At 65.9% G+C, this 17886-nt stretch carries 19 protein-coding genes and 1 pseudogene; 11 read left to right on the plus strand and 9 right to left on the minus strand.

Annotated features, from left to right (window positions below):
- Positions 1-3: 3 nt before the first annotated feature.
- Positions 4-1031: pseudogene (locus ASPHE3_RS02780) on the minus strand (isopenicillin N synthase family dioxygenase).
- A gap of 45 nt (positions 1032-1076) precedes the next feature.
- On the opposite strand from ASPHE3_RS02780, the gene ASPHE3_RS02785 reads away from it, so the two are divergent.
- The 5 genes from ASPHE3_RS02785 (at position 1077) to ASPHE3_RS02805 (ending at position 3620) form a co-directional block, all read left to right on the plus strand.
- The gene (locus ASPHE3_RS02785; RefSeq protein ID WP_041651912.1) at positions 1077-1493 is read left to right on the plus strand and encodes an MmcQ/YjbR family DNA-binding protein; all 417 of its coding nucleotides are present in this window, start codon (positions 1077-1079) and stop codon (positions 1491-1493) included.
- Complete coding sequence (locus ASPHE3_RS02790) at positions 1486-2040, plus strand: DUF1990 family protein (protein WP_013599715.1); 555 nt, start codon at positions 1486-1488, stop codon at positions 2038-2040. The genes ASPHE3_RS02785 and ASPHE3_RS02790 overlap by 8 nt, the downstream gene beginning before the upstream one ends.
- Positions 2037-2354 carry a putative quinol monooxygenase gene (locus tag ASPHE3_RS02795; RefSeq protein WP_013599716.1) on the plus strand — a complete coding sequence of 106 codons (318 nt, stop codon included), beginning with the start codon at positions 2037-2039 and terminating at the stop codon, positions 2352-2354. The genes ASPHE3_RS02790 and ASPHE3_RS02795 overlap by 4 nt, the downstream gene beginning before the upstream one ends.
- Positions 2355-2380: 26 nt before the next feature.
- On the plus strand, positions 2381-2674 hold the full coding sequence (locus ASPHE3_RS02800; protein ID WP_013599717.1) for a DUF503 domain-containing protein: 294 nt from the start codon (positions 2381-2383) through the stop codon (positions 2672-2674).
- Positions 2675-2810: 136 nt separating this feature from the next.
- Positions 2811-3620 (plus strand): hypothetical protein, encoded by an 810-nt coding sequence (locus tag ASPHE3_RS02805; protein WP_013599718.1) that lies wholly within the window; start codon positions 2811-2813, stop codon positions 3618-3620.
- A gap of 81 nt (positions 3621-3701) precedes the next feature.
- Here ASPHE3_RS02805 and purL read toward each other — a convergent pair whose 3' ends face one another.
- The 3 genes from purL to purS are packed head-to-tail and all read right to left on the minus strand — an operon-like array spanning position 3702 to position 7034.
- Complete coding sequence (gene purL / locus ASPHE3_RS02810; RefSeq protein WP_013599719.1) at positions 3702-6011, minus strand: phosphoribosylformylglycinamidine synthase subunit PurL; 2310 nt, start codon at positions 6009-6011, stop codon at positions 3702-3704.
- Positions 6008-6781, minus strand: coding sequence for a phosphoribosylformylglycinamidine synthase subunit PurQ (gene purQ / locus ASPHE3_RS02815; RefSeq protein WP_013599720.1), 774 nt, complete (start codon positions 6779-6781; stop codon positions 6008-6010). Before purQ ends, purL begins: the two co-directional genes overlap by 4 nt.
- Position 6782: 1 nt before the next feature.
- Complete coding sequence (gene purS / locus ASPHE3_RS02820) at positions 6783-7034, minus strand: phosphoribosylformylglycinamidine synthase subunit PurS (protein WP_013599721.1); 252 nt, start codon at positions 7032-7034, stop codon at positions 6783-6785.
- Positions 7035-7304: 270 nt separating this feature from the next.
- Between purS and ASPHE3_RS02825 the strand changes: the two genes are divergently transcribed.
- Both ASPHE3_RS02825 and ASPHE3_RS02830 read left to right on the plus strand, forming a co-directional pair.
- The gene (locus ASPHE3_RS02825) at positions 7305-7490 is read left to right on the plus strand and encodes a hypothetical protein (RefSeq protein ID WP_013599722.1); all 186 of its coding nucleotides are present in this window, start codon (positions 7305-7307) and stop codon (positions 7488-7490) included.
- Between the two features lie 279 nt (positions 7491-7769).
- A complete protein-coding gene (locus ASPHE3_RS02830; protein ID WP_013599723.1) occupies positions 7770-10874 on the plus strand; it encodes a S8 family serine peptidase in 3105 nt (1034 codons plus the stop codon).
- A gap of 97 nt (positions 10875-10971) precedes the next feature.
- Here the strand turns inward: ASPHE3_RS02830 and ASPHE3_RS02835 are convergent, their stop codons facing one another.
- From ASPHE3_RS02835 to ASPHE3_RS02850, 4 genes are read right to left on the minus strand one after another with little or no spacing between them, the layout of a single operon-like run.
- Positions 10972-11319, minus strand: coding sequence for a hypothetical protein (locus ASPHE3_RS02835; protein ID WP_013599724.1), 348 nt, complete (start codon positions 11317-11319; stop codon positions 10972-10974).
- Positions 11316-12290, minus strand: a complete 975-nt coding sequence (locus tag ASPHE3_RS02840; RefSeq protein ID WP_041651914.1) for a hypothetical protein — start codon at positions 12288-12290, stop codon at positions 11316-11318. The genes ASPHE3_RS02835 and ASPHE3_RS02840 overlap by 4 nt, the downstream gene beginning before the upstream one ends.
- Positions 12226-12840 (minus strand): SSI family serine proteinase inhibitor, encoded by a 615-nt coding sequence (locus tag ASPHE3_RS02845; RefSeq protein ID WP_013599726.1) that lies wholly within the window; start codon positions 12838-12840, stop codon positions 12226-12228. The genes ASPHE3_RS02840 and ASPHE3_RS02845 overlap by 65 nt, the downstream gene beginning before the upstream one ends.
- A gap of 30 nt (positions 12841-12870) precedes the next feature.
- Positions 12871-13353: a MarR family winged helix-turn-helix transcriptional regulator gene (locus ASPHE3_RS02850; RefSeq protein WP_013599727.1), complete on the minus strand. Its 483-nt coding sequence runs from the start codon at positions 13351-13353 to the stop codon at positions 12871-12873.
- A 77-nt stretch (positions 13354-13430) separates the two neighbouring features.
- On the opposite strand from ASPHE3_RS02850, the gene ASPHE3_RS02855 reads away from it, so the two are divergent.
- Together ASPHE3_RS02855 and ASPHE3_RS02860 are read left to right on the plus strand one after the other, a co-directional pair.
- Positions 13431-13673 carry a hypothetical protein gene (locus ASPHE3_RS02855; protein ID WP_013599728.1) on the plus strand — a complete coding sequence of 81 codons (243 nt, stop codon included), beginning with the start codon at positions 13431-13433 and terminating at the stop codon, positions 13671-13673.
- 117 nt (positions 13674-13790) lie between these two features.
- A complete protein-coding gene (locus tag ASPHE3_RS02860; protein ID WP_013599729.1) occupies positions 13791-14006 on the plus strand; it encodes a hypothetical protein in 216 nt (71 codons plus the stop codon).
- 93 nt (positions 14007-14099) lie between these two features.
- Here the strand turns inward: ASPHE3_RS02860 and ASPHE3_RS02865 are convergent, their stop codons facing one another.
- Positions 14100-15458: an aspartate kinase gene (locus tag ASPHE3_RS02865; RefSeq protein ID WP_013599730.1), complete on the minus strand. Its 1359-nt coding sequence runs from the start codon at positions 15456-15458 to the stop codon at positions 14100-14102.
- 243 nt (positions 15459-15701) lie between these two features.
- Between ASPHE3_RS02865 and ASPHE3_RS02870 the strand changes: the two genes are divergently transcribed.
- Both ASPHE3_RS02870 and ASPHE3_RS02875 read left to right on the plus strand, forming a co-directional pair.
- On the plus strand, positions 15702-16661 hold the full coding sequence (locus ASPHE3_RS02870) for an ABC transporter ATP-binding protein (protein WP_013599731.1): 960 nt from the start codon (positions 15702-15704) through the stop codon (positions 16659-16661).
- Positions 16658-17788 (plus strand): ABC transporter permease, encoded by a 1131-nt coding sequence (locus ASPHE3_RS02875; RefSeq protein ID WP_013599732.1) that lies wholly within the window; start codon positions 16658-16660, stop codon positions 17786-17788. Before ASPHE3_RS02870 ends, ASPHE3_RS02875 begins: the two co-directional genes overlap by 4 nt.
- The last annotated feature ends 98 nt before the right edge of the window (positions 17789-17886 follow it).

Below are 17886 nucleotides of genomic sequence, written 5' to 3' on the forward strand. Positions count from 1 at the left end.
GCTTTAGCGCTTCAGCAGCTCCGGGTAGTGCCGCTCCGTTACGTCGGGGTGTGCCCGCATCCGGCCTTTGAGCATGTTGAGGCCGAAGAGGCCAGCAGGGGATTGGCGGGGTCGTCGGTAATGCCCCTGGCCGCCGCCTTCAGTTCGGGCGGCAGCGGCACCGGCTCAATCACTGCGTCAAGTCGGGGCGACCAGAAGAACGGGACGGAGTACCGGTCCACACCGGGCGGGGGCGCCTGGACGCGGTGGATGGTGGCGGCCAGGTAGCCTTCGGTGGCCACCTCCAGCATCTCGCCGAGGTTCACCACCAGCGCGCCGGGCATTGGCTCTACGGGAACCCAGGCGTCCGCTCCCGGGGGCAGCACTTCCAGCCCGCCCACGTCGTCCTGGAGCAGCAGCGTCACGAACCCGTAATCGGCATGCGATCCCACGCCCTGGTCACCGGCAGCCTCCACCACCCCGCCCACGTAGTGCACCAGCTTGCCCATCCACGCTGGCGACCCCTCGAACGGCTCGTCAAAGTAGTCCTCCGGCAGTTGAAGCGACACGGCAATGCCCCTGAGCAGCTCCATCCCCACCTGCGACATCAGCTCTGCCCATTCCATGGCCGCCGGCTTGAGCTCGGGAAAGGAGTCATCCGGCCACAGGTTCGGGCCCTGCAGCAGCCAGTACGGCTCGTCCTCCGGATAGTCTTTGACCGGTTCGCGTTCCGGTGAATAGTCGATTTGCTCCCGTGCGTCCGCCCTGCCCTGGGTCACCTCTGTGCCCATTCGCGTGTAGCCGCGGAAGTGCGGTGAAAGGCGGTTGTCCAGCTTCATGCGCTCCTCAAGGGGCAGGTCGAAGAACCGCCGGATGACATCCAGGAGATGCCCGGCCTGCCCGGGTGAACCGCCGTAACCGGTGACCTGGAAGAAGCCCACACTGTGCGTGGCGTTCCGCAGTTGTTCTATGAAGTCCGGGCTGAATGAGCCATCGGCCTGCCGTGCCGTGGCCAGGTCCAGAACAGGTATGGCCCCCTGATCGCGTGACATTCTCGCAGACTAGCACCGGAGGCGCCGGCTTTATAGGCTTCCTGAATGGACCCTGACGCATTGAGGAGGATCTGCCTCTCGTTCCCCGGGGCGTACGAGGATTATCCGTTCGGCCACGAAACCGCCGTATTCAAGGTCCGCGCCTCGATTTCCGGCGGTGCCGGTCAGGAGGGCAAGGTCTTTGCGCTGTCCTCGATGAGTCCGGACGGGTACGTGAACCTCAAGTGCGAGCCGGGACTCGCAGTCCAGTTGCGGGCTGCGCATCCCGAAATCACCGGCGCCTGGCACATGAACAAGACCCATTGGAACGGGGTACGGCTGGACGGGACGCTGCCGGAGGACATGATCCGCGACATGGTGGAAGACTCCTACGACCTTGTGGTGGCGGGCCTCACCAGGAAGCAGCAGGAACAGCTGGGATGGGCGCGGCTGGCGGGATCGGGCGGCGGACCAGATGTCTGACCAAGGGCGCGTCGACAGGCGGCTCAACTACCCCGATGTGGGCGGGACTGAGCGGGGCGCTGCCCCGGCCGGTTACCTGGTGGTGCGGAAGGAGGCTTTCCTTGGTGCCGGCATGGATGTGTACCGGCGGGTTGCCGCAGGAATCCTGGGCTGGGAGCTGCAGCGGCGGGCCGGTCTCAGGGTGAATGCCGATTCCCCCGTGGTGGCGCCGGGGGCGCGGGTGGTGAGCGGCTTCGGTGCCGGTCCATTCCGGCTGAACGCGCCGTGCCAGGTGGTGTGGGTCCGGGAGCCGGCACCCAACGGGATGCCGCAGTCCGCAGGATTCGGGTACGGAACGCTGCCGGGGCACCCCGCCCGGGGCGAGGAAGCCTTCGAGGTGGAGATCAACGGGCACGGGGAGGTGTTCCTCCGGATCCATGCTTTCAGCCGGCCCGCCAACTGGTTTTACGCCGCCGGCGGCGTGATCACCCGGGCAGCCCAGCGCTACGTGACGTCCCGGTACATTGAAGGGGCACGTACTCTCGCATCGGAAGGAACATCCACGTGATCTTCATCGTCGTCAAGTTCAAGGTCAAGCCCGAATGGTCGGAGCGCTGGCTCGACCTGGTGGCCGACTTTACCCGGACCACCCGGGAGGAGCCGGGCAACCTGTGGTTCGACTGGTCCCGCAGCGTGGACGACCCCAACGAGTTCGTCCTGGTGGAGGCCTTCAAGGACGATGCCGCCGGAGACCACGTCAACAGCGCCCACTTCAAGCAGGCCATGGCAGACATGCCCCAGGCGCTCGCCGAAACCCCGCGGATCATCAGCCGCCAGTTCGACGGCGAGGGCTGGGACCGGATGGGTGAACTTACCATCTAGTTCCGCCACCTCTGTAGGCTGGAACCATGTGGATCGGCTGGATCGAATTCGACATCCTCCTGGGCGACGTCCAAAGCCTGAAGGAAAAGCGCTCGGTCATCAGGCCCTTACTGGCCGAAATCAAGCGCCGCTTCGACGTTTCCGTTGCAGAGGTCGGTGACCACCCCCAGTACCGCCGTGCACAGGTCGGAGTTGGCCTGGTGGCAGCTGACCGGGCCCACCTCGTGGAGGTGCTGGACGCCGTCGAACGCTTTGTGGCCGCCCGGCCCGAGTTCGAACTGTTGAGCGCACGGCAGCGGGACCACCACAGCGAGGACTGACTCCATCGGTTGCTGAGTATTTGTCCTTTTGACCAGCGAAAACGACATCTGCTCAGCAGTCGATGGGGGTTGTGGATAACTTCTGCCGCGGCGCTGGCGGCACGGGTCGTTGGAAAGCCGCGGCAGGGGTATCCGAATGGAAGGCACGACGGCGGACCTCCCCTTGAGTGCCAGGGTGCGGCCCTTCATTCAGGTCAACGAGCGGTGTGCCGCTTCCCATCTGACCGCGGCGGAGCTTCATCGGCTGCCGCAGCGGCGGGACAACGAAAGCCTTGAGGCGTACCACCTCATCCGCCCTGAGGGCGCAGCCCACTTGGACCGGCCGCACGTCATCGTGCACAGAATGAAGCTCTACAGCGACGAGGTCACCACGGTCGATGGGATTCCTGTGACCACTCCGGAGCGCACGTGGCTTGAGATGGCGGAGATGCTGACGCTGGACGAGCTCGTGGTTATGGGGGACAGCTGCGTCCGGGTGCCTCGGGAGAATTTTGAGGGACGGGACCTGCCGCTGTGCAGCATCACTGACCTCCAGCGCATGATCGACAGGCATAAAGGAAAGCGCGGACTGCGGAAAGCCAAGGAGGCCATCAGACTGGTCCGCGTCGGCTCCGACTCACCGCAGGAAACGCTGCTCCGGCTGGCCATGGTGCGGGCTGGGTTGCCGGAACCCGAGCTGAACGTTCCCATCATTTTGGAGGACGGGACACGGCACCATGAGCCAGACCTCTCCTACCGGAAGTACCGGATCGGGATTGAGTACGAGGGCGAACACCACGGCGAGGAGCGACAGATCGTGCGGGACATAGACAGGTCAGAGCGCTACGCAGCCCTGGGCTGGACTGAAATCAGGATCTCCAAGCGCCACATGCTCAACGATGCGAAGCCTGCGGTCGCCAAAATCCGGGCGGCGCTGATCCAGGCAGGCTGGCGGCGCGGCTCTTAAAAACGATTGCTCCATAGTTGTCGTTCTGAGCCTTCAAAACGACAAGTACGGAGCAATCGATGAGGGTGGCGGTGGGGAGGATCAGCCGAAGTACTTCGGCAGGGTCCCTTCGTGGGCTTCGCGGAGGGCGTCCAGGGACAGGCTCTCCACGCCGTTGATTTCCAGGGTGCCGCTGGCCGCGTCCACCACGCCGATGCGGGTGTGGGCGAAGCCGCGGGCGGTGCACATGTCCGTGAAGCGGACTTCCTCGGAGCGGGGAACCCCTACAACGGCACGGCCCTGCGACTCGGAGAAGAGCGCCGTGAACAGGTCCACACCGTCGCGGTCCAGGACGTCCTGCAACGCGATCCGGGCGCCCACGCCGTAGCGCAGCGCAGATTCCACCAGGGCAGCCGCGAGGCCGCCTTCGGAAAGGTCGTGCGCGGAATCGATCATGCCGTCGCGCGAGGCGTTGATCAGGATCTCGCCCAGGGCACGCTCAGCCTCCAGATCGACCTTCGGCGGCTGTCCGCCCAAGTGGCCGCGCATGTTGGCCCATTCGGACCCGTCCAGCTCTGCGCCGGTGGTACCGAGCAGGTAGATGGCCTGGCCGTCCTCACGCCAACCCGACGGGGTACGCCGGGCAACGTCGTCGAGCTTGCCCAGGACCGCCACCACGGGGGAGGGGTGGATCGGGGTGGTGCCCGTCTGGTTGTAGAGCGAGACGTTGCCGCCGGTGACGGGGATGCCCAGCACCATGCAGGCGTCGGACAGGCCGCGGATGGCTTCGGCGAGCTGCCACATGACGTCCGGATCCTCGGGGGAACCGAAGTTCAGGCAGTCGCTGACGGCCATCGGGATGGCACCGGCGGTGGCAACGTTCCGGTACGCCTCGGCCAGGGCCAGCTGGGCGCCGTGGTACGGGTCCAGGTAGGTGTAGCGGCCGTTGGCGTCGGTGGCCAGGGCAACGCCCAGGCCGGATTCCTCATCCACGCGGACCACGCCGGCGTCGTCGGGGAACGCCATGGAGGTGTTGCCGCCCACGTAGCGGTCGTACTGGTCGGTGATCCAGGACTTGGAGCACATGTTCGGCGATGCCACGAGTTCGGTGACAGCGGCAGCCAGCTCAGCGGGAGCGGCCGGGCGGCCGGCGTCCTGCACGGAACCGGTGAAGGTGTCGGCCTGGACAGCGTCCTGCCACTCGGGCCGGGCATACGGGCGGTCGTAGACCGGGCCGTCGTGCGCCACGGTGCGGGGATCGACGTCGACAATCACGTCGCCTTCCCAGGTGATGATGAGGCGGCCGGTATCGGTCACCTCGCCCAGCCAGGAGTACTCCACGGCCCACTTGTCCATGACGGCCTCGAACGCTTCCACGTTCTCCGGCGTGACAACGGCCATCATGCGTTCCTGCGACTCGGACATCAGGATTTCGCCCGGGGTCAGCGTGGGGTCGCGCAGCAGGACGGAGGTCAGCTCAACCTGCATGCCGCCGTCGCCGTTGGAGGCAAGTTCGGACGTGGCGCAGGAGATGCCTGCCGCGCCGAGGTCCTGGATGCCTTCCACCAGGGAGCCCTTGAACAGCTCCAGGCAGCACTCGATCAGGACCTTCTCGGCGAACGGGTCGCCCACCTGGACGGCGGGGCGCTTGGAGGGCTTGGTGTCGTCGAAGGACTCCGAGGCCAGCACGGACGCGCCGCCGATGCCGTCACCGCCGGTGCGCGCGCCGAACAGGACCACCTTGTTGCCCTTGCCGGAAGCGTTGGCCAGGCGGATGTCCTCATGGCGCATGACGCCCACGGCGAGGGCATTGACCAGCGGGTTGCCCTGGTACACGGAGTCGAACACCATTTCGCCGCCGATGTTCGGCAGGCCAAGGGAGTTGCCGTAACCGCCGATGCCGGCCACTGCACCGTGCATGACGCGCGCGGTGTCCGGGTGGTCGATGGCACCGAAGCGCAGCGGGTCCATCACGGCCACCGGGCGGGCGCCCATGGAGATGATGTCGCGGACAATGCCGCCGATGCCGGTCGCCGCACCCTGATAGGGCTCAACGAACGACGGCGAGTTGTGCGATTCGATCTTGAAGGTCACGGCCCAGCCGTCCCCCAGGTTGGTCACGCCGGCGTTTTCGCCGATGCCCACCAGCATGTCCTTCTTCATTTCCTCGGTGACCTTCTGGCCGAACTGGCGCAGGTGGTTCTTGGAGGACTTGTAGGAGCAGTGCTCGCTCCACATGACGGAGTACATGGCCAGTTCGGCGCCGGTGGGGCGGCGGCCCAGGACCTTGACGATCTCGTCGAACTCGTTCTGCTTCAGGCCCAGTTCGGCCCAGGGCAGCTCGGTGTCCGGAGTCTCCGCGGCGTGCTCAACGGTGTCGATGTTGAACTTCTTGGTGGTTTCCGTGGTCACTTGTCGCCTCCCACAATCTTGGTCAGTACGGAGGTGAAGAAGCCGAGGCCGTCGGTGTCGGACCCGCCGATGCCGTCCAGCGATTCCGGGCCGAAACCGGGTTCCACAGCGTGCTCGGGGTGCGGCATGAGGCCCACCACGTTGCCGGCGGCGTTGGAGATGCCGGCAATGTCGCGGCGGGAGCCGTTCGGGTTGAAACCTACGTAGCGGAACACCACGCGGCCCTCGGCCTCAAGGGCGTCCAGGGTCTTCTCGTCCGCGATGTACTGGCCGTCCTGGTTCTTCAGCGGGATGGTGATCTCCTGGCCCGCTTCGTAGTCCACAGTCCACGCCGTGTTGCTGTTTTCGACGCGGAGCAGCTGGTCGCGGCACAGGAACTTCAGGTGGTCGTTCTTGATCATCGAACCGGGCAGCAGGTGCGACTCCGTGAGGATCTGGAAGCCGTTGCAGATGCCCAGCACCGGGAGCTTCGCGTCGCTGTTGGCGGCGTCGATGATCCTGGACATCAGCGGGGCGAAACGGGCGATGGCACCGGCACGGAGGTAGTCGCCGTAGGAGAAGCCGCCGGGAATGATCACGGCGTCCACGTCGCCAAGTGCGGAATCGCCGTGCCAGAGTTCGACGGCGGTGCCGCCGGCGAGGCGGACGGCCCGGGCGGCGTCGCGGTCATCAAGGGTCCCGGGGAAGGTGACGACGCCGATCCGCGCCCCGGCAAGCCGTGGGGTGGCGGCGACGGCGGCAGCCTCGCCGATCAGGGGAAGTTCAGTCATGTCAGGCCTCGACGACCTCGATGTTGACGACGTCCTCGATCACAGGGTTGGACAGCAGCGTCTCCGCCGCGTCCCGGGCCTGGGCAAGGATGTCCTCGGTCACCTCGCCGTCGACCGTCAGTTCGAAACGCTTGCCCTGGCGGACTGCGCTGAAGCTGGTGAAGCCCAGGCGGGGGAGAGCGCCGACGATCGCCTTCCCCTGCGGGTCCAGAATCTCGGGCTTGGGCATGACGTCAACAACGATCCGGGGCATCCGGCAACTCCTGTGCGTGAGCTTGGGTAAGGGCGCAGCGGAGTGGTGCCGTCTCACGCCGTACCGGCGTGTTGGGGGACACGCTGCAATAAACATTGTGGACGGGCGCTCCGCGAGCTTGCTAGTCCATTCTACCGGCCTGAACGCCCCAGCCTGTATTCGGCTGTTTCCGGGCGCCAGCGCGGTACCCGCGCCCCTGCCCTGAGCGTCGGCGGCAGCTGTCGGCGCGGGGTTCTGGAGTTGGGCGTGTCGGCTTACTAGGATTGCTGAATGGCTGAGAAATCGAAATCCGTGCTTCTGCCCATGGTCGCCGCAGCAGTGTTCGCCGGGCTGGGCCGGATGGTGCTGCAGAAGATCAAAGCAGACCGCTTCGCCCGGGAGAACAAGGTGGCGGGACCCGTGGACGAAAAGACCCGGCAGTGGATCAGCGAGGTAGTCCGCACGCCACGGCAGTAGGCTGCCCGCGGCATCAGCAGCAGTGGTCTGCGGGGCGTCCTGAGGGGCGCCTTTTTCTTGTCCGCGTGCTCTTCATCCCTCACGTTTGACTGGCAAAAAATTCCTTTTTGTGTCCTATGTCATATTCGGCTATCAGTCTGTACCCTATGAATCGGCTGGTCTCACGGAATGACAAGATCTGTAATTTCGCGTGCCGAGCCGTGTCGTTTCTGGCCCCCCATCTGGCTGGGCCGGTACATCGTGAAAGGGTTGCACGTGAGATCTACTGGAAAGAGCCCCATGCGGGCCGGGGGATTCCGGAAGGCGGCGGCGCTGGCCGTGGGCTTGCCGCTTCTCCTCACCTCGATGGCTATGAGTCCCGCTACCGCGGCGCCGGCCGGACAGGACAACGCGGTGACCGCCAAGGACGCCGCGCCTGCAGAATTCAAGGCCGGCCGCTACATCGTGGTCCTTGCCGGAGCGGCGGCAGCATCCTATGAGGGCGGAACTGCCGGGCTCGGTGCAACGAAGCCGCAGAACGGGCGGAAGCTGGACGCGGGCAGCCCCAACTTCAAGGCCTACGACGCACACCTTCGCAAGCAGCAACGCGATGTTGCCGCCAGCCAGGGCGTAACTCCGGGCAAGCAGTTCACCGCCGCCCTTAACGGCTTCACGGCAGAACTGACCGCAGTCCAGGCCATGGAGCTGTCCAAGGACGAGCGCGTGCTGGTGGTGGCACCGGACGTGGAAAACAAGCCTGACTACACCACTACGGACTTCCTCAAGCTGACAGGCCCCGACGGCGTCTGGGCCAAGCAGTTCGGCGGGGAGGCTAACGCCGGCAAGGGCGTGGTGGTGGGCGTCATCGATTCCGGCTACGCACCGGACAACCCCTTCCTCCAGGGCGAGCCGGTCCAGCTGCTCTCGGGTAAGGCGCAGGTGGGTGTCCCCTACCGCACCGCAGAGGGCCGGATCGCCATGCTCAAGGCCGACGGCACCACGTTCGAAGGTGAATGCCAGAAGGGTGAAGGGTCAGGAGCCTCGTTCGATGGATCCCTCTGCAACTCCAAGGTGGTAAGCGCCAGGTATTTTGCCGACACCTTCCTCCAGTACGTGGCGCCGGAGAACCGAGCGCCGGAGGAACTGATCTCTCCGGTTGACGTCGGCAGCCACGGCACGCATACCGCCACCACGGCGGCCGGCAACGCCAACGTGGAGCAGGTAATTGACGGTGCGGGCTTCGGCAAGAGCTCCGGCGTGGCTCCGGCCGCCAAGGTTGCCGTCTACAAAGTCTGCTGGGAGGACACCAACCCCAACACCGGCGGTTGCTACTCCTCTGCCTCTGTTGAAGCCGTCGAAGTCGGGATCAAGGACGGCGTGGACGTCCTGAACTACTCCATCTCGGGCAACAACAACAACACCACCGACCCTGTGGCCCTGGCGTTCCTCAACGCTGCTGCGGCAGGGGTGTTCGTTTCCGCTTCCGCGGGCAACTCCGGACCCACCGTCTCCACCGTCAACCACGCCTCACCGTGGCTGACGACTGTTGCCGCCTCCACGTTCCCCAGTGACCTGCTGGGCACTGTCAAGGTCTCGGATGGATCCCTGTACCGCGGCGCCTCAATCATGAAGTCCGAAGTGGCTGATAAGCCCGTGATCGTGGCCGCCGCAGCAGCCGCAGCGGGAGTGGCCAACCCCAACTTGTGCGCTCCGGGGTCGCTGGATGCCGCCAAGGTGGCAGGCAAAGTGGTTGTCTGCGACCGCGGCGTGGTGGACCGGACGGCCAAGAGCCAGGAAGTCCAGGACAAGGGCGGCGTGGGCATGATCCTGGTGAACCTGACCAGCAGTTCCGAAGATGCCGACAATCACGTGCTCCCCACAGTCCACGTCAATGCACCCAAGAGCCTCGAGCTGAAGTCCAAGCTGGAAGCGAACCCGGCCCTGACGGTCAGTCTGGTTAAGGGCGACCTGACCGGCCTGCCGCAGTCCCCGGCGCCGCAGATCGCAGGGTTCTCGTCCCGTGGGCCCACCCTCGCCGCCGGCGGGGACCTGCTGAAGCCGGACGTTGCGGCTCCGGGTGTCAACGTCCTGGCGGGCGTCTCCACCATCGGCAACAACGGGGACCAGTTCGGCTTCATGTCCGGCACGTCCATGGCTGCACCCCACATCGCAGGATTCGGCGCCCTGGTGCTCAGCAAGCAGCCCGCCTGGTCTCCGGCCATGGTGAAGTCGGCCATGATGACCACCGCGTACCCGCTGGTGAACGCTGACGGGTCGCCGAACGTGGATCCCTTCCAGGGCGGCGCCGGCCACATTGACTCAACCCGGGTCCTTGATCCGGGCCTGGTCTACAACTCGGGCATCAAGGACTGGCTCGGTTTCCTCAACGGACAGGGCGTCGAGACCGGAGCTCCGCAGGCAGGCACGATTGCTGCCCGGGACCTGAACGTCCCCTCCATCGCTCTCGGCAGCCTCGTTGGAGAAGTCCAGGTCAAGCGCCAGCTAACGGCCCTTGTCCCGGGAATGTACCGGCCGGAAGTAAACATGCCGGGCTTCGACGTTCAGGTTGAACCTCAGTCGCTGAACTTCGCCAAGGCAGGCCAGACCCGCGAAGTCACCCTGACCATCCGGAACGTCAGCGCCCCGGTGGGCAAGTTCAGCACGGGCACCCTGACGTGGAAGGGTCCCCGCACTGTGAGCTCGCCCATCGCCATCCGGCCTGTGGACGCCCAGATCGCGCCGTCGTTCTCGTTCAGCTCTGCGACCGGCAGCGGCAGCGGGACGATCGAACTGGTGTCGGGTTCGGACAGTCCGATCAACGTAGGGGTCGAGGGGCTGGCACCGTTGAGCCAGACGGCCATCACCAAGACTCCCGGCGAATTTGCAACCCGTAACGACGCCCACAACGCGGTGCTGCAGGTGACGGTTCCGCAGGGAGCGTCATTCGCCCGACTGGGCGTCCAGGCGCAATCGGACGACGTCGACTGGGACATGGTGGTCTACGCACCGAACGGGTCGGGCGGCTTGACGGCAAAGCAGGTTGCCACGGCTTCGGCCAGCGAGTTCCTGGACCTGGAGGCGCCCCGCGCCGGAACGTACTACATCGTGGTCAACCTCTACTCGACCCCTGACAACGGGGCAGCGAGTGCGTCCGTGCAGGCAGTGACGTTCGCAGGCGACGCCGGAAACCTCAAGGTGGAGCCGAACCCGATCGTGGCACCCAACGGCGCGGCCACCTCGGCCACGCTGTCCTGGACCGGACTCTCCCAGGGCGCCTACCTGTCCCGGCTGAGCCTGGGCGGCAACGGCATCAGGACCTGGGTCAACGTCCAGGTGGGGGACGCGCCGGCTGCCCCGGCGGGATCCCCGCAGGTGGCGTTTGCGGACGCAGTCCCAGCGGCCTAGCAGCCTGATGTTCTAGAGGGAACACAGGATCCCGGATGGTTGAACCGTCCGGGATCCTGCTGTTTCTGCGGCCAAAGTGGCAGCAGCACGTGAAGCCCTACACGGCGCCGAAAGCCCCGCCTGCGCTGCCAAGTAAAGGGGCCATGGCTTTCCAGCGGGAGATTTCGCAGCCGTCGGTCCTGGTGAAGACGGATTCAACCGGACGCCCATGGAACGTCCCGGTGACCACAGCTACCTGCGGTCCCCCGTATTGCTGGGTGCACAGCCTGGGCGGCCCGGGCTTGGGGAAGAAGATGTCCTCGCCGTACCTTTCAACGGCTGCCAAGGCGGCGCCGGGATCCGTTACCGTTGTTTCGGCCTGGATAGCCTTGCCGTCCGCCACCAGCCGGAACACCCGCTCGGGTGCATCCGGATCTTCCCTCAGCCTGACGGTGAGGTCGATCATCCGGGGACCGTCCCGGAAAGCGGCTCCAACCATGCGGCCAGATTCTCCCGAAGGGCTGCCGCCTCGGCCGCGAAGGAGCGCTGGTGCTCTACGTATGCGGCCTTGCCCTGTGGCGTCTCAATGGGAATCGCGGGATAGCCCCATTCGGCAAGGTCGTAAGGGGATGCCTGCATGTCCATCGCACGGATCCGCCAGGACAGTTCAAAGCAGTCCATGACCAACTCGCTGGGCAGGGCCGGCAGCAGCTTGTAGGCCCATTTGTACAGGTCCATGTTGGCGTGGAGGCAGCCGGGCTGTTCCAGGTGCCGCTGGGAGTCGCGGCTGGGGGTGTGTTCATTCAGCGGTGCGGCATCAGGGGTGTAGAAACGGAACGCGTCGAAGTGGGTGCAGCGGATCCGGTTGTCCTCCACCACTTTGTCCGTTCCGGCCGAACCCAACCGCAGCTGAAGATATTCGTGGCGCAGGTCGAACCTGTCCTGGTGGTACACCATTGCCCACTCGTGCAGTCCGAAGCAGCCGAACTGCGCGGGCCGTGCGGCGGTTCCCCGCAGGATGATGCCGGCAAAGGCAACCGCGTCGTTGCGGTCGGCGAGGAAGGCGTTCCGGTCAAAGGTGACAGCGGTACTTCCCGGCGCCAACCCCAGGGAGGCCAGCTCGCCGTCGTCGAGCCTTCTGTAATGCTTCCAGCCGCTCCGTGCGGCTGCTTCCGTCCCCAACAGGACGACGCCGGCCCCCGGGTGCCAGCGCCGGAGCTGGCCTGGCTTCTGGGTGTAGTAGGTGAAAAGGAAGTCCTCCACAGGGTGCTTTTTGCCGGCAGACCTGCGGGCCAGGTAGGGGTCGGCGTATCGGCTGACGCGCAGTTGGTGGGCCCTCTCCAGTGCCTGCCAGTCATCCGCCGCCAGGAGCCTAAGCTCCACCGGCTGCCCCAAGAACGTCCTTCGCAGCATCCCAGGCGCTGATCTCGCACCCATTCGTCCGCGAAAAGGCCGCGTCCACCGGGACGCCGTCCACGATGCCGCTCACGGTGGCCTTCTGCGGTCCGCCGTACTGCTCGGTGCACACCTTGTCCGTCGCGGGGGCGGATGGGGCCAGCAGCCCCGCGTTTTCCTTGAGGGCAGCGCACGCGGCATCCGCGGCAGGGTGCTCGCTTTCGGCCACTGGAACGCCACCGGCGCAGACCAGGGTGTAGTTGACCTCCGGTTCCCCCTCGGCAGGAGTAACGGTGATGGCCAGCTCGGCGTTGCCCTGGCCCGGACCTGATGGCACGGCTGAAGGTTCCGGGGCGGGAGCCGGGACCGAGGTTTCAGCATCCGGCGGGAGCGTACCGGTTGGGGTGCCTGCGGAGCCGGTAGGAGTAGCCGTGGAAGGAGCCGATGTTTCACCGGAGGGGCTACCGCCGCTCTGCCCGGGAGAACACGCCGAGAGCAGGCTGGCAGCCAACAGCACGGCAAGCGCGTGGAACCTCGTTGTGTGCCCCGCGTCCAGCAGCGCGCGCGAACGCTTCAGGGACATCGTGGTCATGGACCGTGGCCTGTCCTTCATCCTTGTAGTCTACTGCGGGTCCGCATTTTGCCCGTCGGCGGCGGTGGCCGCGATGAGGCCCATCATGGAGGCGTGGAGTTCGCTGACCTGGGTGCGGGTCAACCCAAGCCGTTCCATCATGGTGCCGGGAACAGCGAGGGCCTCCTTGCGGAGCGCCGCGCCTGCCGGGGTCAAGTCGACGGCGAGGGCGCGCTCATTGCCGTCCACGCGCCGTCGTGTAATCAGGCCGGCTCCCTCCAGTCGCCGGAGGAGCGGCGAGATGGTGGCCGGTTCCTGGGCCAGGGCTTCGCTGATGTTCCGCACCGTACGGGGACTCGCTTCCCACAGGCACAGCATCACGAGGTACTGGGGGTGGGTCAGGTTCAGCTTTTCCAGTACCGGCTTATAGGCCCCCACCACGCTGCGGGCGGCAACCGTCAGCGCGAAACACAGTTGGTGTTCCAGGAGCAGGTCATCTTCCTGCCCCGCCTCCACCGTGGCTGCCGTGTCCATGCGTCCTCCAATTGTTAGTACACTAATCATTAGCGTACACTTCTATCAGGATTCATGTCAGGTAAGGAGCCGGGTTCATGGGCAAGGCCAACGCAAAGCGCAAGGAAAATGGTTCGCAGCGGTTCATGCGGGCTACGGGCAAGCTGCGGGCCATCTTCGGCCCCGCCAACCGGTCCTCCCTGGTCCACGACATGACGGAAGAAAACCGTCGGCTGCTGGCCCAGCGTGAGGCGGAAACCCAGCAGTGGGAGACCATCACCCGGCCGGACGGCAGCACCTACGTGGTGCCCAGGAACCCGGAGGACAGGTCGCTCCGCTGAGCCTGCCAACCGCCCTGCTGCCGGGAGCCTTTTCCTCCCGGCAGGCATAAAATAAGGGCACTGGCTCCCGCAGGAGGCGGGTCGCTTTCCCCGATATGCGGGAAGGGGGTGGAAACAGTGGCGCATGTAGTCGACCGGTTCATGAGCCTCACCGACAAGTTACGGTTCTTCTTCGGCCCGGCAACCCGGCTGGACCCCGACACGCCCGTGGTGCATAAGCATGATGCCTTCGAGCAGGCCTCGGAGGAGGATTTGTCGCACTTCGTGGTGGAAACCGACTCGAGCGGGCACCATTACGCTGTACGCCGCGAAGACCTCGACAGGCAAGGCTGAACAGGCAGCAGCTGCTGTGGGCGTTCTGCAGGCAGCACGCAAAAAGCCGGGTTCCTTCCAGCAACGGATGGGACCCGGCTTTTTGCCGCCCGTCTAGCGGCCGGTGCCGCCGTAGACCGTGGCTTCGCTCTCGCTGTCCAGGTCGAAGGCCTTGTGGATGACGCGCACAGCCTCGTCCAGCAGGTCCGCGTGGGTCACGACGGAGATGCGGATCTCGGAGGTGGAGATCATGTTGATGTTGATGCCGGCGTCGGACAGTGCCTTGAAGAACGTTGCCGAGACGCCGGGGTGGGAGCGCATGCCCGCCCCGATCAGTGACAGCTTGCCGATCTGCTCGTTGTACTCGATGCTCTCGAACCCGATCTGGTCCTGGGCTGCGTGAAGGGCCGCCAGGGCGTCGGCACCTTCCACGATGGGCAGGGTGAAGGAGATGTCCGTGCGGCCCGTTCCGTGGGTGGAGACGTTCTGGACGATCATGTCGATGTTCGAGTGGGCGTCGGCGATGACCTGGAAGATTGCCGCGGCCTTGCCGGGGATATCAGGAACGCCCACAACGGTGACCTTGGCTTCGGAACGGTCGTGCGCGACGCCGGAGATGATTGGCTGCTCCAAGGCAACTCCCTCTTGTGTGGTGATCTTGTCTTCGGCACTGGGGATGACCCAGGTGCCTTCGTGCTGGCTGAATGAGGAACGGACGTGCAGCGGGACGCCGAACCTGCGGGCGTACTCCACGCAGCGCAGGTGCAGGATCTTGGCGCCTGAGGCCGCGAGTTCCAGCATTTCCTCGCTGGAGATCCGGTCGATCTTCTGGGCGGAGGGAACCACGCGGGGATCGGCCGTGTAGATGCCGTCCACGTCCGTGTAGATCTCGCAGACATCCGCCTCCAGCGCCGCCGCCAGGGCTACGGCCGTGGTGTCCGATCCGCCCCTGCCCAAGGTGGTGATCTCGTTGGTGGCGCGGCTCATGCCTTGGAAGCCGGCGACGATGGCGATGTTGCCTTTGTCCAGCGCCGTGCGGATGCGGTGGGGGTCCACGTCGATAATCCGGGCCTTGCCGTGGATGCCGTCGGTGATCATGCCGGCCTGCGATCCGGTGAAGGACTGGGCGGAGGCGCCCAGCTTGTTGATGGCCATGGCCAGGAGCGCCATGGAGATCCGCTCGCCGGCGGACAGGAGCATGTCCATTTCACGGGCGGGTGCGGAGTCGGTCACCTGCGCGGCCAGATCAAGGAGTTCGTCAGTGGTGTCGCCCATGGCAGAGACCACCACCACTACCTCGTTGCCGGCGCGCTGCGCGTCCACCACACGCTTGGCTACGCGCTTGACGCCGTCCGCATCCGCGACGGAGGACCCGCCAAACTTCTGCACGATGAGCTGCTTGGTCACCGCGGGGCCGTTGGACAGCTCCTGCGGCTGGGTTGCGTTGTGCACTTCGGTAGTGGGCGTACTCATGCGCGTACCTTCATTGGATCAATTGGAGCCCGGCCGGACAGCCGTAATGCTGTGGTGGCCTGACGCTGGGAATTAACGCCAGTGTGGCGTGACTTCTCATCCCAGTTTATCGCCGCGGGCAGCCCGGGGTTGAATTGTGACCATTTTCAGCTCCTGGAAGCGCCTCCCGCAGCACCGCAGGGGCGTACGCTCGGACAGTCAGAAGGCATACGACTGTGGGGGACAGGTGCTCAATACATGGCAATGATTTTCGAGGTTCCGGAAGATTCCGCCGGCCCGGATGCGGGCGATGGCATAACGGCGCGGGGCGTCAGCCGAAGTTTCGGTGCCGTGCGCGCGGTGGAACATATGGATTTCCACGCGCCGGCGGGCAAGGTCACCGCCCTGATCGGCCCCAACGGGGCGGGCAAGACGACACTGCTGCTGATGCTGGCGTCACTGCTGGCCCCGGACCACGGCACCATCACAGTGGGCGGACTCGACCCACTCCGCCACCGCGCTGAAGTCCGGCGGCGCCTGGGCTGGATGCCGGACACGCTGGGCGTCTGGGAGTCCCTGACTGCACGGGAGATTCTGGGGCAGATGGCCCGCTTCTACCGGCTGCCGGTCCGGGGCATCGACCAACGGGTCGCTGGCATGCTGGAACGGGTCCGGCTTGCGGATCTCGCGGACCAGCCTGCCCGGGTGCTGTCCCGCGGCCAGCAACAGCGGCTCAGCCTCGCCCGGGCATTGATCCATGATCCTGCTGTCCTGCTCCTGGACGAGCCGGCGTCCGGCCTGGATCCGGGATCCCGGGTGGAGCTCCGCGTCATGTTGAGGCAGTTGGCAGCGGAGGGCAAGGCGGTGGTGGTCTCTTCCCACGTCCTCAGTGAACTTGACGAGATCGCCGACGGCGCGGTGTTCGTTAACAAGGGCCGTACTGTCCGGCAGCAGAGCACCGATGAGGCGGCCGCCGCAGGTCGCCGCTATGCCATCGCCTCCTCAGATCCTGCCGCCCTGGCCGCGAAGCTTGCCGGGATGGGGCTGGCCTTCCGAGCCGAGGACGGGCGCCGCCCGGGCGTGAGCCTCATGCTTGGCAGCGACGGCGATGCGGAGCGCCTCTTGCGTGAACTGGTGCTGGCAGGCGTTGGAATTACTTCCTTTGCCCCCGCCACCGGCGCCCTTGAAGAGACCTACATGAACCTTGAGGGGGAGCGGCAATGAGCCAAACGGAAAGTCTGCAGGCGTCGCCAGCAGGAGGGGCCTCCCGCGCCTATGCGGCGGGGATCAGGGACGTCGTGGTCCTGGAACTGAAGCAGCGGCTGCGTTCGCGCGGCTGGTACATCATGCTCGCCATCTGGTTCGTCCTCACCGGGGTGGTCACGTGGCTGACCTGGGCGAGCTGGGACGCCTCCCAGGCCGCGCAGCGGGCGTACGGCGGCTACGTTCCGCCGGGAGCCTCAGGTCCTGGTTCCATAATTTTCGAAGTTGTACTGGCGTTTGTCCTGCTGTTCGCGCTGCTGGTGGCGCCCGCCCTGTCTGCCAACGCCATCACCGGTGACCGCGCCGGCGGCACCCTGGCGGTTTTGCAGGTGACCTTGCTCGAGCCCGGCCAGATCCTTTGGGGCAAGTTCTTTGCGGCCTGGGCCGCCGCTTTGGCGTTCCTGGTGGCCAGTGCCCCGTTCCTTGTGATCGGTGTGGCACTTGGCGGGATGACCGCCGGCCACGTGCTGGTGGCGCTGCTGATGCTCGCTGTGGAAGTGGGCATTGTGTGTGCCTTGGGCGTGGGGATCTCGGCGCTGGCCGGCCGGCCGCTGTTCTCCATCGTGGTGACTTACCTTGCCGTGGCGGGCCTGGTGTTCGGCACGCTGATTTCTTTCGGGCTTGGTGCCGGCCTGGCCCAGGGTACTGTCACGGCCAACTACCCGCAGTACAGGCAGTACATGCTGCAGGAGTCGGGGCCGTTCGAGCCTGCCTACACCTGCTCGGGTCCGCTCCGGGAACAACCGGCTGTCCGCACCGAACGGGTGGCCTGGCTGCTGGGCATGAACCCCTTTGTGGTGGTGGCGGACGCCATCCCGTACCGGGACCGCGCCAACCAGCTGCAATTCTCTTCGATCGGCGCGATTGAGGGGATCAGCCAGGCTGCACGGCAGGCCATGGCCGGGCCCGACGGGACGGTCCCGTGTGCCAACGGCGTGGTCCAGCCGGCCTACCTGGGCCAGAAGACCCCGCTGTGGCCGCTGGGCCTTGGGCTTCAGCTGGTCCTGGCCTCCCTGCTGATGTGGCTCGGCTGGCGGGCGCTCCGGACGCCGGCGCACAGGCTGGCACGGGGTGTGCGCATCGCGTAGCCGGGCTCTGGACAGCCCCGGTGGGTTGAGCCACGATTGGACTAGCCGGCGCGCACGCCGGTTCCGCCGGGGCTGGGGCCTGTCGATGGAAGGCGGGG

The sequence above is a fragment of the Pseudarthrobacter phenanthrenivorans Sphe3 genome (assembly GCF_000189535.1).
Taxonomy (GTDB): Bacteria; Actinomycetota; Actinomycetes; order Actinomycetales; family Micrococcaceae; genus Arthrobacter; species Arthrobacter phenanthrenivorans.